The sequence below is a fragment of the Pseudomonas sp. Marseille-Q0931 genome, from assembly GCF_940789645.1.
Lineage (GTDB): Bacteria > Pseudomonadota > Gammaproteobacteria > Pseudomonadales > Pseudomonadaceae > Aquipseudomonas.
In genome coordinates this window covers 48,041-60,586 of record NZ_CALNWT010000018.1, presented here as the reverse complement: position 1 = coordinate 60,586, position 12,546 = coordinate 48,041, and the positions used below count along the sequence as shown (strand labels likewise).

The window sequence follows — 12,546 nt, the reverse complement described above, 5'->3', positions numbered from 1 at the left end:
GCATACCACGCGATAAAAGCAGCTCAGTGAGCCAACCATTGCGGCCTCAGGCGCTCTCCAAACCCACCCGCACCACCCCACTATCAATCGCCAAATGCACCAACTCCGCCTGCGAGGTGATCTGCAGCTTGTTCTTCACCAGGGTCTGGTAGTTGGACAGGGTCTTGGCGCTGATGCATAGCTTCTCAGCGATTTGCCTCGGTGGCAGGCCGCGGGCGAGCATGACGAAGATTTCGAACTCGCGCTGGGTCAGTTCACGCAAACGCGGGTCGAGGCCATTTGCGCTGGCGGGATTGCAGGCCAGCTGGGTGGCCAGTTGCTGCTCGATATAGGCGTGGCCGGCGGCGGTGCGTTTGACCGCCTCCACCAGCACTTTCGGTGAGGAGTTCTTGGTCAGGTAGCCGATGGCGCCGGCGTCCAGCGCCTGGCGCACCAGAGGCAGTTCGTCGTGCATGCTGAAGAACAGCACGCGCAGTTGTGGCAGGCGCTGGCGCAGGCGGCGGGTGGTTTCCAGGCCGCTGATGCCGGGCAGGCCGATATCCATGATCACCAGGTTGGGAATCTCTTCCTGCACCCGCTGCAACGCTTGCTCACCATCACAGGCCTCGCGCAGTTGCACCTCCGGCAACAGCGCACGCAGCAGGCTCGCGTAGCCCTGGCGCACCACTGCGTGGTCATCTACCAGCAGAATCTTCATGACGTTGCCTCCAGGGGAATGTTCAGGCACAGCGCCCAACCCGCTTGCGGGCGGCTGTGCAGACGCAGTTCGCCGCCCAGGCTGCGGCTGCGTTCGCGCATCGAGCGCAGGCCGATGCCGGGGCGCAGCGGCAGCGCGGTGCCCTGGCCGTTATCGCGTACCAACAAGCGCAGGCCCTGGCCACGGCGTTGCACGCGAATACGTACCTCACTGGCATCGGCATGGCGGGCGACATTGGTCAGCGCCTCCTGCACCAGGCGATAGAGATGGGCCTTGCTCGCCAGCGGCAGGCTTGGCAGTTGTTCGCTCAGTTGCAGGCGGCAGCGTATGCCTTGCGCCTGCTGCCAGTCAGCGGCCAGTTGCTGCAGCGCCGGGCCGAGCTCCAGACGCTCCAGCACCATCGGGTAGAGGTCGCGGATCAGGCTGCGAAAGCCCTGCTGCAGGCGCTCGCAGTTGTCGTCGAGCAGGCGCGCGGTGTCCTGCACCTGCTGCGGGCGATCGGCGATTACCTTGAGCAGGCAGGCCTGGGCGCGAATGCCGCTGAGGTATTGGCCGAGGTCGTCATGCAGGGTCTGACCCAGGCGCGTGCGCTCGCGCTCCTGAAGTTCCAGCAGGGACTGGGTCAGCTCGGCGTTGTCCGCCTGCACCTGTTGCAGGGTGATGGCCATCTCGTTGAAATTCCCAGCCAGGCGCTTGGCCTCGGCCAGACCGTGGTCGCGCAGACGGATATCGAAGTGACCGGCACCGACTTCGCGCAAGCCGGCGAGCAGTTCGTCCAGCACACGTCGAGCCCGGCGCACGGCAAAGTGAATGGCCAGCAGGCTGAGGATCAGGGCAAAGGCGCTGAGCAGCAGCAGTTGCAGCAGCGAGTCCTGGATTTCTTCGATCTCGTCATAGGGATCGAGGGCGATACGCAACTCGCGGCCATCCTCCAGCGGCCAGGCATCGGCCACCAGTGAGGCCGGGCCCAGCAGGCGTTCGGCAATCCAGTGCTCGATGACGTTTTCGGTCTGCTGCTCGGGCTCTTCGCCCGGTCGCAGCCAACTCACGCGGATATGTCGCAGGTTCTCGGTCAGTTCCGGGCGCAGGCTGCCGGGATTGCTGTGCGCCACTTCGCCGAGGTATTCCACCACCGCTTCGGCGGCCTGTAGCTCGCGCTGCACATCGTGGCTGGCCTGGCGCAACAGCAGCGCCAGCCCGGCCAAGGTCACCAGCCCGAACAGCAGGCTGACGCCGAGATTGATACGGCCCAGGGCAGTCATCTACTTGGCCGCGCTACTTGACTACGAAGTACCCGAGCATGCCCTTGCCTTCCAGGCCCTTGGCGTAGAAGCGGTATTTACCCGGTTTGACCGGCAGAAAGAAAATCTCCGCTTCGCCGGCATCTTCGAATTCCAGTTCGGTGAGGGTGACTGCCTTGATCTCCACGCCGCCGGCCTCGACCTTGCGCAAGTAGATGGAAGTGGCGAACTCCGGCGCCTGGAAGGCGTATTCCTTCTGGCCGCTGGCGATGATCTTGAGCTGGTAGGCCTGGCTGGTTTCCAGCTGGTACTCGGTCTGCGACATGAAGTAGTCGCTGTCATCGTTACCCAGCACCAAGTCGGGCAGTGCCACCGGGCGGCGGGTCATATCTCCGGCGGCGTGAAGTTGATCGACGCCGAGCAGGCTGATGATCAGCAGCAAGGGCAGCAGCAGGGCCTTGAGAATACGCATGGCGTTCACCCGTTCTTGTTATTGGACGTTGCCTGCCATGCTAGAAAGTAACGGCCTGCGCCGGGTTACTACCTTCGTACTGACGGGCTGGTACTTTGGGCAGGTTTGTCGCGCCAATTGGCGTGACGGACTACGACCTTCGTACGTGCCCAGCGCTACCTTGGGCATATTTCCCGAGCCGTAAGCGCTTCCTATGCTGGCGACACCCTTTGCAGGAGTCGCCCCATGCACCGGATCAGTTGCCGCCTGTTGTTCTGCCTCGCCGCCGCGTTCGGTGTGGCAGCCGGCGCCAGCGCGAACGAGCTGCAGGTGCGCATCGGCTTCCTGGCGCATCTGCCGCCGCGCGGGCCGCTGCTGTCCAACGTCATTCCCGAGCCGAGCGACGCCGGCCGCCGTGGCGCCGAGCTGGCGATCATCGACAGCAACAGCACCGGGCGCTTCCTCAAGCAGAGATTCGAACTGCAAAGCGCCGAGAGCGAGGATGCAACAGAGCTGCTTGCCGCCGCCGAACAACAGCATCAGGCCGGCATACGCCTGTTCGTGGTCAACGCCCCAGCCGATACCCTGCACCAGCTCAGCGCGCGCCTGCCGGACAGCCTACTGTTCAATGCTGGCAGCGCCGACGACGGCCTACGCCGCGAGCAATGCCTGGGCAACGTGCTGCACACCCTGCCCAGCCGCGCGATGCTGGCCGACGCCCTGGCGCAGTTCCTCGCCGTGCGTAAATGGACGCGCTGGCTGCTGGTGACCGGCAACACCGAAGATGACATCGCCTACGCCGACGCGCTCAAGCGTGCGGCCAAGCGCTTCGGCCACAAGATCGTTGCCGAAAAACCGTGGAGCTTCGACAACGACCAGCGCCGCAGCGCACAGGCGGAGATGCCGCTGTTCACCCAGGCCAGTGAGTATGACGTGGTGCTGGTGGCCGACGAGCGCGGCGACTTCGGCGAGTACCTGCCCTACAACACCTGGCTGCCGCGCCCGGTGGCCGGCACCCAGGGCCTGACCCCTACCGCCTGGCACAAGACGGTGGAAACCTTCGGCGCCGCGCAGTTGCAGAAGCGCTTCGAAGAGCTGGCCGGGCGCTGGATGAACGACCGCGATTTCGCCGCCTGGATGGCGGTGCGCAGCTTGGCCACGGCCATCACCAAGCAGCGCACCGCCGAGCCGCAGGGCATTCGTCACCTGCTGCTGAACGAACAACTGCCGCTGGACGGTTTCAAGGGCCGCAAGCTGAGCTTCCGCCCGTGGAATGGCGAGCTGCGCCAACCGATTCCGCTGGTGCATCCACGCGCCCTGGTCAGCACCTCGCCGCAGGATGGTTTCCTCCACCCCAGCAATGAAATGGACAGCCTCGGCTACGACCGGCCCGAGGTGAGCTGCGATCTGGCGGGTATGCCCCTGTAGGAGGGGCTTTAGCCGCGACAGTCGCCGCTGAAGCGCCTCCCACAAAAGCAACGGCTACCAACAACTACAACAAGAGGATCAACCCCATGCGCCTGACCCGTCTCGCCTGTGCCGTCGCCTTCGGCCTGGCCTGCCACTCGGCCCTGGCCACCACTGCCTACGTGTCCAACGAGAAGGATGACAGCATCAGCGTCATCGACCTCGACAGCCTGGAAGTCACCGCCACTCTCGATGTCGGCATGCGCCCGCGTGGGCTGCTGCTGTCCTCGGACAACAAGCTCTTGTACATCTGCGCCAGCGACTCGGACCGCGTACAGGTGATGGACCTGGCCACGCGCAAGATCATCAAGGAGTTGCCCTCCGGCGCTGACCCCGAGCAATTCGCCCTGCACCCCAACGACCGCTGGCTGTACATATCCAACGAGGACGATGCGCTGGTCACAGTGGTCGACACCCAGAGCGACGAGGTGCTGGCGCAGATCGAAGTGGGCGTGGAGCCCGAAGGCATGGCGGTGAGCCCGGACGGCAAGTGGGCGGTCAACACCAGCGAAACCACCAACATGCTGCACTGGATCGACACCGGCACCCAGCAACTGGTGGACAACACTCTGGTCGACCAGCGCCCGCGTCACGTCGAGTTCGACAAGGACGGCAAGCGCCTGTGGGCCTCGGCCGAGATCGGCGGCACGGTGACGGTGCTGGATGTGGACTCGCGCCAGGTACTCAAGGTGCTCAATTTCGCCATCAAGGGCGTGCACCCGGACAAGGTGCAGCCGGTCGGAGTCAAACTCACCGACGACGGCAAGTACGCCTTCGTCGCCCTCGGTCCGGCCAACCATGTGGCGGTGGTGGATGCCAAGACCTTCGAGATTCTCGACTACCTGCTGGTGGGCCGGCGCGTCTGGCACCTGGCGTTCACCCCGGATCAGAAGCGCCTGCTGACTACCAACGGCGTTAGCGGCGACGTATCGGTGATCGACATCGATTCACTCAAGGTGACCAAGTCGATCAAGGTCGGCCGCTATCCCTGGGGCGTGGTGGTGACGCCATGAACGCCTTGGAGGTGAGCGGCGTCGGTTTCGCCTATGGCGCCCGCCAGGCGCTCAACGACCTGGCCTTCGAGCTGGTGCCGGGGCGCTTCGGTGCCCTGCTCGGCCCCAACGGTGCCGGCAAGTCCACGCTGATCGCCCTGCTCACTCGCCTGTACGACCTGCAGCAGGGCGACATCCGCATCTTCGGCCACAGCCTGCGCGACGAACCGCGCCAGGCGCTGCGCCAGTTGGGTGTGGTGTTCCAGCAGAGCACGCTGGATCTCGACCTATCGGTGCAACAGAACCTCGCCTACCACGCCGCGCTGCACGGCATGCCGCGCCGCGAGGCACAGGCACGCATCAACGAGGAACTGTTGCGCCAGGATCTCGCCGAGCGTCGTCACGACAAGGTGCGCACGCTCAATGGCGGCCATCGTCGCCGTGTGGAGATCGCCCGCGCCCTGCTCCATCAACCGCGTCTACTGTTGCTCGACGAAGCCAGCGCCGGGCTCGACCCGGCCAGCCGCCTGGCGCTGGGCCGACATGTGCGCAACCTGTGCCGCGAGCAGGGCCTGTGCGTGCTGTGGACGACCCACCTGCTGGACGAGATCGAATCCAGCGATGACCTGCTGATCCTCCATCGTGGCGAGCGCGTGGCCTGGGGCAAGTCCAGCCAGTTCGGCGACGACCTGGCCATCAGCTTCGCCCGCCTGACCGGCGACGAGGCGCTGGGCCGCGGCCATGTGCGCGAGGCGCTGCGGCCGAACCTGGATGGCCAGGCCCGTAAGAACGGCTTTAGCCGCGATGTCCACAATATCGAAGAGCTCGCGGCTAAAGCCCCTCCTACTCCGTCCACACTACCCACGGATTCCGCAAAGGAGCCGCAACCATGACCGCCTACTGGGAATGCCTGCGCGGCATCGTCCTGCGCGAATGGCTGCGTTTCGTCCTGCAGCGTTCGCGCTTTCTCAGCGCCCTGGTGCGCCCGCTGCTCTGGCTGCTGGTGTTCGCCGCCGGCTTTCGCGCCGCGCTGGGTATCGCCATCATCGAGCCGTACGACACCTACATCACCTACGACACCTATATCGTGCCGGGCCTGGCCTGCATGATCCTGCTGTTCAACGGCATGCAGGGCTCGCTGTCGATGGTCTACGACCGCGAGATGGGCAGCATGCGCGTACTGCTCACCAGCCCGCTGCCCCGCGCCTTCCTGCTGGTGGCCAAGCTGCTGGCCACGGCGCTGATCTCGCTGCTGCAGGTCTATGCCTTCATCGCCATCGCCTGGGTCTATGGCGTGCAACCTCCGGCATGGGGCGTACTCGCCGCACTGCCGGCGCTGCTGCTGGTGGCGTTGCTGCTCAGCGCCCTGGGCTTGCTGCTGTCCAACGGCATACGGCAGCTGGAGAACTTCGCCGGGGTGATGAATTTCGTCATCTTCCCCATGTTCTTCCTGTCGTCGGCGCTGTACCCGCTGTGGAAGATGCGCGAGTCCAGCGAGTGGCTGTATTGGCTGTGCGCGTTCAACCCCTTTACCCATGCAGTGGAGCTCGTGCGCAACGCCCTTTACCTGTGCCTACATACGGAAGCGCTGCTGATCTGCGCCGGCCTGACGCTGCTGCTCACCATGCTCGCCGTGGCCACCTTCAACCCGCAGCACGCGGCGCTGCGCAAGGTGGGTTAAGCAACGAAACAAATGCAACTAATCGAATCACCATGACTGCAGCACGCTGCCTGACCGGTAGGAGCGGATTTATCCGCGAAAGGGGCCGGCACCCGGCGAGCCAGGATCGCGAATGAATTCGCTCCTACAAAACACCGGTAAGCCCCATGACAGGTTCAGCCCATATCCCTCTACTACTTTGGTACTGGTTTTCCTCTCCAACGTAGAATTCCCAAGCCTGCGACCATGGCCTGTAATACCGCTACAAAAATAAGTAGAGACCTTGCCATGAAGTACCGTCTGCCCGTGCAAGCAGGCCTGATGCTCGCCTCCCTGCTGTTGGTCTGCGTCGTCCGTGCAGAAGAGCTGTTCGATGCCGACGGCTATCGCAGCAGCCAGTACCGCAGCCCCACGCCTTCCAGTCTGGAAGGCGTACAGATCGTCGATACTCCCGCCCTGCAGAAGCTCCTTGCCGAGCGCCCGGACACCCGCCTGATCGACGTCTACCGCCGCCCCTTCGTGCAGGACCGCTTCGTCGAGGACGCACCCCACGCCAATCTGCCCGGCAGTCTGTGGCTGGCCAATGCCGGCGACGGCAACTTGGCCCCCCAATGGCAGCGCTACTTCACCCACTACCTGCACCAGCAGAGCCGTGGCGACGTGCGCCAACCCTTCGTGTTCTACTGCCGCTCCGACTGCTGGCTGAGCTGGAACGCTGCGCGTCGCGCCCATGCCATGGGCTATCGCCAGCTCTACTGGTACCGTGACGGCGTCGATGCCTGGGAACAGGCCGGCCTGCCCCTGGTGCCCGCTCAACCCGCCGAACTGCCTGCTGCTTTCCTCACGCCCACTGCCAACCCATAATCACAACAACGAGGTGCAAGGCCATGTACAAGATTCTGATTGCCGACGACCATCCGCTGTTTCGTGAAGCCATCCATAACGTCATCGCCGACGGGTTCCCCGGCAGCGAGATCATGGAAACCGCCGACCTGGACAGCGCCCTGGAGCTGACCCAGAGCCACGACGATCTGGATCTGATCCTGCTCGATCTGAATATGCCCGGCATGCATGGCCTGGGCGGGCTGATGAACCTGCGCAACGAGGCGCCGACCATCCCGGTGGTGATCGTTTCCGCCGAGCAGGACAAGCAGATCGTGCTGCAAGCCATCACCTATGGCGCGGTGGGCTTCATCACCAAGTCCTCGCCACGCGCGCAGATGACCGACGCCATCGCGCAGATTCTCGACGGCAACGTCTACCTGCCGCCGGACATCATCCGTTCGCAGAAGAGCGGCAGCTCGCGCCAGCACCACGACAACCCCAGCATCGCCCCGGAACTGCTGCAAGCCCTGACGCGCAAGCAACTGCTGGTGCTCGAGCGCATGACCAAGGGCGAGTCGAACAAGCAGATCGCCTATAGCCTGGATATCGCCGAAACCACGGTCAAAGCTCACGTTTCGGCCATCCTGCGCAAGCTGGGCGTGCATAACCGCGTGCAGGCGATCCTCTCGGCCGGCGATATCGACTTCGCCTCCTACCTGCGGCGCTAGCGTCCGGTTCATCGGCCTGTGCTAAAACGGTGGCCTCACCGATTGGAGTCCACCATGTACATCCGCCCCTTCCGGCTCGCTGACGAAGCCGCCGTCGTCGACCTCTGGCAACGCTGCGACCTGACCCGCCCGTGGAACGACCCGCACAAGGACATCCAGCGCAAGCTGACGGTGCAGCCCGAGCTGTTTCTAGTGGGTGAGATCGACGGCAAGCTGGTGGCCTCGGCCATGGCCGGCTACGAGGGGCATCGCGGCTGGGTCAACTACCTGGCGGTGTGCCCGGAGCAACGCCAGCAGGGCCTGGCCCGTCAGCTGATGGCGTATATCGAAGAACAGTTGCTGGCCCTGGGCTGCCCCAAACTCAGCCTGCAGGTGCGCGACACCAACGCGGCGGCGTTGGCCTTCTACGAGCGGCTTGGCTACAAGATCGATGCCTCGGTCAGTCTCGGTAAGCGGCTGATTGCGGATGATTGACCGCACGCCCGATCACGCTCTACCGATCCACCGCTGCGGTGGATGTAAAAAGCGACATCCACTCACCAAAGCGAATCGTAACCCGGATGAAATCCGGGGCAGAACGGCGTGATCCTTCCCGGATTGCATCCGGGCTACGGGATCGTGGCGACCTGAGCGTAGGGCGTCCGTAAGGTGCGCCGTGCGCAACGGGGCCCACGTCAATCTCAAACCCCGGCACCACGCTCCATCAAATGACTCATCGCTGCCTTCAGTTTCATCGGCCGTACCGGTTTGTGCAGCAGGCTGTGGCCGAGCTCGCGCATCTGCTGCTTGAGCTCGTTGCTGTAGTTGGCGGTGATCATCAGCGCCGGTAGCGGCGTACTGCGTCGGGCGTTGATCTGCGCCACCGCGTCGACGCCATTGCGTTCGTCGTCGAGGTGGTAGTCGGCAATCAGCAGATCGGCTTCGGCGTGGTAGTTGTCCACCTGGCGCGCCAGGTCCTCTTCAGACAGCGCGGTGACCACCCGGCAACCCCAGCCTTCGAGCAATGTGCGCATGCCGGCGCAGATCGCCGCGTCGTTATCCAGCACCCACACCCGCGCGCCGCTGAGGCGTTCGAGCAACTGATCCGGGCTGTCCTGCACCGTACGCACGCGCGGCGCGCGGCGGGTCAGCGGCACCTCGACGGCGAACATCGAGCCCCTGCCCTGCTGCGACGCGACGCGAATGCGGTGGCCGAGCATGCGTGCGATCTTCTCGACGATCGCCAGGCCCAGGCCCAGACCACGATCCTGCTTGCGCTGCACGTTATCGCCGCGCTTGAACTCCTGGAATATCTCCACCAGCTTGTCCTGAGCGATGCCGATGCCGGTGTCCCAGACTTCGATGGACAGGCTATTGCCGCGCCGCCGGCAGCCCAGCAGGATGCGCCCGCTGGCGGTGTAGCGAATGGCGTTGCTGAGGAAGTTGCGCAGAATCCGCGCCAGCAATTGCACGTCGCTGCGTACCAGCGCCGAGCTGGGCAGGTAGTCCAGACGCAGTCCCTCGCTGCGGGCGATCTGGTGGTACTCGGCAGCCAGGTTTTCCAGCAGCTCGCTGACGGCGAACGGCGCGATATCCGGCTTGATCACCCCGGCATCGAGCTTGGAAATGTCTACCAGCGTGCCGAGCAGGCTCTCGACGTCTTCCAGCGAGTTGCTGACGTTGCGCACCAGCGGTGCGCAGCCGGACAGGTCCTTCTTCTCCAACAGCGCACTGGTGAACAACCGCGCCGCGTTGAGCGGCTGCAGCAGGTCGTGGCTGACAGCGGCGAGGAACTTGGTCTTGGACAGGTTGGCCTGTTCGGCCTCTCCCTTGGCCTCACGCAGGCGTGCCTCCATCTGCGTGCGCTCGTCGATCTCGCGGCGCAGCTGGTCGTTGACCGTGGTCAGTTCGGCGGTACGCTCGCGCACGCGCTGCTCCAGATGCTGGTAGGCCTGGTGCAGCGCCTCGGCGGTGCGGCGGCGCTCGGTGATATCGCGGATCAGCACGAAGATGCCGACCACCTCGCCGCTGGCCTGACGGTTGGGTACGTAGGAACGCAGCATGTAGCGCTCCTGGCCGTTGTGGTTGGTTTCGGCGAATTCGAAGGTCACGCTCTCGCCGGACAGCGCCAGCTCGACGTAGGGCTCCAGGCGCTGGCAATGCTCCTCGCTGTGCACTTCGCGCAGGCTCTGGCCGAGCATGGCCCCGCGCGGCCAGCAGTACCATTCCTCGTAGACCTTGTTGGTGAATTCGTAGACCAGATCGGCCGACAGATAGGCGATCAGCGCCGGCACGTGGTCGGTGATCAGGCGGATCCAGCGCTCGCTGTCGCTCAGCGCCTGGGCCTGGCGATGACGCTCGGTGATATCGGTGAAGGTATTGACGAAGCCGCCGGTAGGCAGCGGATGGGTGCGCACTTCCAGCATGCGCCCGTCGAACAGGCGCACCTCCACCTGGCGCAGCGGTTTGCCGGTGGCATCGCGGCTGTCCGGGGTCAGCGGCTCAAGTTCGCTTTCCGCCATCACTTCGGCGAACGGCCGATGGGCGTTGATCGGCGCCAGCCCGCACAGTTCGAGGAAACGGTGGTTCCACAACTCCAGCGCACCCTCGGCATTGACCATGGCCATGCCTTGCGACAGGTTGTCGACCGCGCGCTGCAGCAGGCGCGACTTCTGCGCCAGGGCCTGCTCGCGGCGTAGCGCCTCGCTCTGCTTCACTTCGGTGATGTCGGTATAGAGGATCACCAGCCCGCCCTCGCGGGTCGGCCGCTCGCTGACCTGCACCCAGCGCCCGTCCTGCAGGCGGAACAGGCTCGGCTCGCCCTCCTTGCCCAGTTGCGCCTCCACCACCAGGCCGGTGCTGCGGCTCAGACGCTTGATCTCCTCCAGCCGTGTGCCGGTGCCGATGCGCGCCCGGCTGCGCGCCCACAATGCCTTGAAGCGGCTGTTGAACAGGACGATGCGCTGGCGATCGTCGAACAGCACGAAGGCGTCGGAGATGCTCTCGATGGCGTCGATCAGGTGCTGGTGGGCAGTCTCGGCGCGCAACCGCGCGTCGCTGAGCAACTGGTTGCTGGACTTCAGTTCGGCCATCGCCTGGTTCAGCGCGTCGGTGCGCTCGCGCACCTGCTCGGAGAGCACCACCGAATGCTGGAAGGCCGCGTAGGCGTCATCGCCACGGGAATGGATCGACTCGACCCGCTCGATCAGCGCGGCGTTGATGCGCCTGAGCTTGGCGTTCTCCTGCTCCAGCGCCGCACAGCGTGCCTGCAGCTCAGCGCTCGCCGCGCCCAACAGGTCGGCCAATGGCGACACCGGTGAAGGTCTGGTTGATGTGCATGCCATTGAACTGCTCTCCGTAGGTGTTGAAGCCGATCACCCGCTGCTGGCGCAGCAGTGTGGCGACCGACTCGACGCCGCCATCGTTCTCGATCTCCAGGCGACGCAGAAAGCAGTCGCAACCGATGGTCAGCAGCAGCGGACCGAGGCGCTGCTCCAGCCCGGCGAACAGCTGCGCAAGGTTCGGCAGCAAAGGGCCCGGGCGCATGGCGGTGAGGACGATGCCGTTCTCCACCGCGCAGTAGAAGGTCAGGCTGAGGTCGTCGTGCACCTGCTGGATCGAGCGCACGTAGTAGTGATCGCTGATCCGCACTGCCAGCGGATAGGCAGCGAACGCGCGCAGATCCAGCTCCTCGACCGGAACACCGATCAGCTCGGAATATTCCTGCGCGGCCGGTGCAGCATTGAGTTCGTACACCCGGCGCGTGGCGCTGTCGGCACGCGTCACCACCAGCTTTTCCGCGCTGGGCTGGATGTGATGGGTGCTGAAAACCTCGAATTCCAGCCAGGTGTTGAACAGCACCACCACCGCCGCACCGCTGTGGAAACGGCCGCCGTGATAGACGTGGGTGTGAGTCAGGTGGTTGTCGTCACCAGCCGAGCCACCGAAGTGCGGGATGCTGCCCAGCGCCGCACTGAGCGCGCCGAGCACCAATTCCTCGCGGCTGGAAAGGCCATCGAGCAGGGTCAGGGCGAAGCTGTGGCCCTTGATCGAGGCCAGCTCGTTGCTGCGGCAATCCTTGACCAGACCATCGACCAGTTGCTGCGCATCGAGCAGATTGAAGCGCTCCATCTCGTCGATCAGCACGCTGGCGATGGAGAAGCAGCGCAGATCGAAGCCCAGCGCCACCACGCAGCCACGACCGTAGCCCTGCGGGGTAATCTCGCCGGCGCTGGTACAGCCGACCAGGCTGACGCCACCGAAGTGCGCCTCCAGTGCCTGGCCGAGGCCGTCGAGATCGTATTCGGCCGAGCAGAAGAACAGCACGAAACCGAGATAGGGATGGATCAGCTGGCGTGCCAGTTCCTGGGCGGCCAATTCCACATCCTTCGTGCTGGAGACGGCGCTAAGCACGCCCTCCGACTGTTCCAAGGCCATATCACGCCCCAATTCACCTGCTGATCATGGGGAAATTCTACGAAGCCGGTGATGCCCGCCCCATGCTAC

12 protein-coding genes are annotated in these 12,546 nt (G+C 64.6%); 7 read left to right on the top strand and 5 right to left on the bottom strand.

What is annotated here, in order from left to right; genetic code table 11:
• Positions 1-46 precede the first annotated feature (46 nt).
• From P3C50_RS22435 to P3C50_RS22425, 3 genes are read right to left on the bottom strand one after another with little or no spacing between them, the layout of a single operon-like run.
• Positions 47-697 carry a response regulator transcription factor gene (locus P3C50_RS22435; RefSeq protein ID WP_275547656.1) on the bottom strand — a complete coding sequence of 217 codons (651 nt, stop codon included), beginning with the start codon at positions 695-697 and terminating at the stop codon, positions 47-49.
• Positions 694-1,959, bottom strand: a complete 1,266-nt coding sequence (locus P3C50_RS22430) for a histidine kinase (RefSeq protein WP_275547655.1) — start codon at positions 1,957-1,959, stop codon at positions 694-696. Before P3C50_RS22430 ends, P3C50_RS22435 begins: the two co-directional genes overlap by 4 nt.
• A gap of 13 nt (positions 1,960-1,972) precedes the next feature.
• Positions 1,973-2,410 carry a copper-binding protein gene (locus tag P3C50_RS22425; RefSeq protein ID WP_275547654.1) on the bottom strand — a complete coding sequence of 146 codons (438 nt, stop codon included), beginning with the start codon at positions 2,408-2,410 and terminating at the stop codon, positions 1,973-1,975.
• Between the two features lie 225 nt (positions 2,411-2,635).
• Here P3C50_RS22425 and P3C50_RS22420 point away from each other — a divergent pair, with 225 nt between their 5' ends.
• The 7 genes from P3C50_RS22420 (at position 2,636) to P3C50_RS22390 (ending at position 8,535) form a co-directional block, all read left to right on the top strand.
• Positions 2,636-3,817, top strand: coding sequence for an ABC transporter substrate-binding protein (locus P3C50_RS22420; RefSeq protein ID WP_275547653.1), 1,182 nt, complete (start codon positions 2,636-2,638; stop codon positions 3,815-3,817).
• 86 nt (positions 3,818-3,903) lie between these two features.
• Positions 3,904-4,869, top strand: coding sequence for a YVTN family beta-propeller repeat protein (locus P3C50_RS22415; RefSeq protein WP_275547652.1), 966 nt, complete (start codon positions 3,904-3,906; stop codon positions 4,867-4,869).
• Positions 4,866-5,741 (top strand): ABC transporter ATP-binding protein, encoded by an 876-nt coding sequence (locus P3C50_RS22410; RefSeq protein WP_275547651.1) that lies wholly within the window; start codon positions 4,866-4,868, stop codon positions 5,739-5,741. Before P3C50_RS22415 ends, P3C50_RS22410 begins: the two co-directional genes overlap by 4 nt.
• Complete coding sequence (locus P3C50_RS22405) at positions 5,738-6,529, top strand: ABC transporter permease (RefSeq protein WP_275547650.1); 792 nt, start codon at positions 5,738-5,740, stop codon at positions 6,527-6,529. The genes P3C50_RS22410 and P3C50_RS22405 overlap by 4 nt, the downstream gene beginning before the upstream one ends.
• 267 nt (positions 6,530-6,796) lie before the next feature.
• Complete coding sequence (locus P3C50_RS22400; RefSeq protein ID WP_275547649.1) at positions 6,797-7,372, top strand: PQQ-dependent catabolism-associated CXXCW motif protein; 576 nt, start codon at positions 6,797-6,799, stop codon at positions 7,370-7,372.
• Positions 7,373-7,395: 23 nt separating this feature from the next.
• Entirely contained in the window at positions 7,396-8,061 is a 666-nt protein-coding gene (locus P3C50_RS22395; protein WP_161867778.1) for a response regulator transcription factor, read from the top strand.
• Positions 8,062-8,115: 54 nt separating this feature from the next.
• Positions 8,116-8,535, top strand: a complete 420-nt coding sequence (locus tag P3C50_RS22390; protein WP_275547648.1) for a GNAT family acetyltransferase — start codon at positions 8,116-8,118, stop codon at positions 8,533-8,535.
• Between the two features lie 206 nt (positions 8,536-8,741).
• Here P3C50_RS22390 and nahK read toward each other — a convergent pair whose 3' ends face one another.
• Both nahK and nosP read right to left on the bottom strand, forming a co-directional pair.
• Positions 8,742-11,384: a hybrid sensor histidine kinase/response regulator NahK/ErcS' gene (gene nahK / locus P3C50_RS22385; RefSeq protein WP_275547647.1), complete on the bottom strand. Its 2,643-nt coding sequence runs from the start codon at positions 11,382-11,384 to the stop codon at positions 8,742-8,744.
• On the bottom strand, positions 11,314-12,477 hold the full coding sequence (nosP, locus tag P3C50_RS22380; RefSeq protein ID WP_275547646.1) for a nitric oxide-sensing protein NosP: 1,164 nt from the start codon (positions 12,475-12,477) through the stop codon (positions 11,314-11,316). Before nosP ends, nahK begins: the two co-directional genes overlap by 71 nt.
• Between the last annotated feature and the right edge of the window lie 69 nt (positions 12,478-12,546).

Coding starts and splice junctions, on each gene's coding strand:
- P3C50_RS22405 (WP_275547650.1), top strand. CDS start 5,738: ATGACCGCCTACTGGGAATGCCTGCGCGGCATCGTCCTGCGCGAATGG.
- P3C50_RS22435 (WP_275547656.1), bottom strand. CDS start 697: ATGAAGATTCTGCTGGTAGATGACCACGCAGTGGTGCGCCAGGGCTAC.
- P3C50_RS22430 (WP_275547655.1), bottom strand. CDS start 1,959: ATGACTGCCCTGGGCCGTATCAATCTCGGCGTCAGCCTGCTGTTCGGG.
- P3C50_RS22420 (WP_275547653.1), top strand. CDS start 2,636: ATGCACCGGATCAGTTGCCGCCTGTTGTTCTGCCTCGCCGCCGCGTTC.
- P3C50_RS22410 (WP_275547651.1), top strand. CDS start 4,866: ATGAACGCCTTGGAGGTGAGCGGCGTCGGTTTCGCCTATGGCGCCCGC.
- P3C50_RS22395 (WP_161867778.1), top strand. CDS start 7,396: ATGTACAAGATTCTGATTGCCGACGACCATCCGCTGTTTCGTGAAGCC.
- nosP (WP_275547646.1), bottom strand. CDS start 12,477: ATGGCCTTGGAACAGTCGGAGGGCGTGCTTAGCGCCGTCTCCAGCACG.
- P3C50_RS22425 (WP_275547654.1), bottom strand. CDS start 2,410: ATGCGTATTCTCAAGGCCCTGCTGCTGCCCTTGCTGCTGATCATCAGC.
- P3C50_RS22390 (WP_275547648.1), top strand. CDS start 8,116: ATGTACATCCGCCCCTTCCGGCTCGCTGACGAAGCCGCCGTCGTCGAC.
- P3C50_RS22415 (WP_275547652.1), top strand. CDS start 3,904: ATGCGCCTGACCCGTCTCGCCTGTGCCGTCGCCTTCGGCCTGGCCTGC.
- P3C50_RS22400 (WP_275547649.1), top strand. CDS start 6,797: ATGAAGTACCGTCTGCCCGTGCAAGCAGGCCTGATGCTCGCCTCCCTG.
- nahK (WP_275547647.1), bottom strand. CDS start 11,384: ATGGCATGCACATCAACCAGACCTTCACCGGTGTCGCCATTGGCCGAC.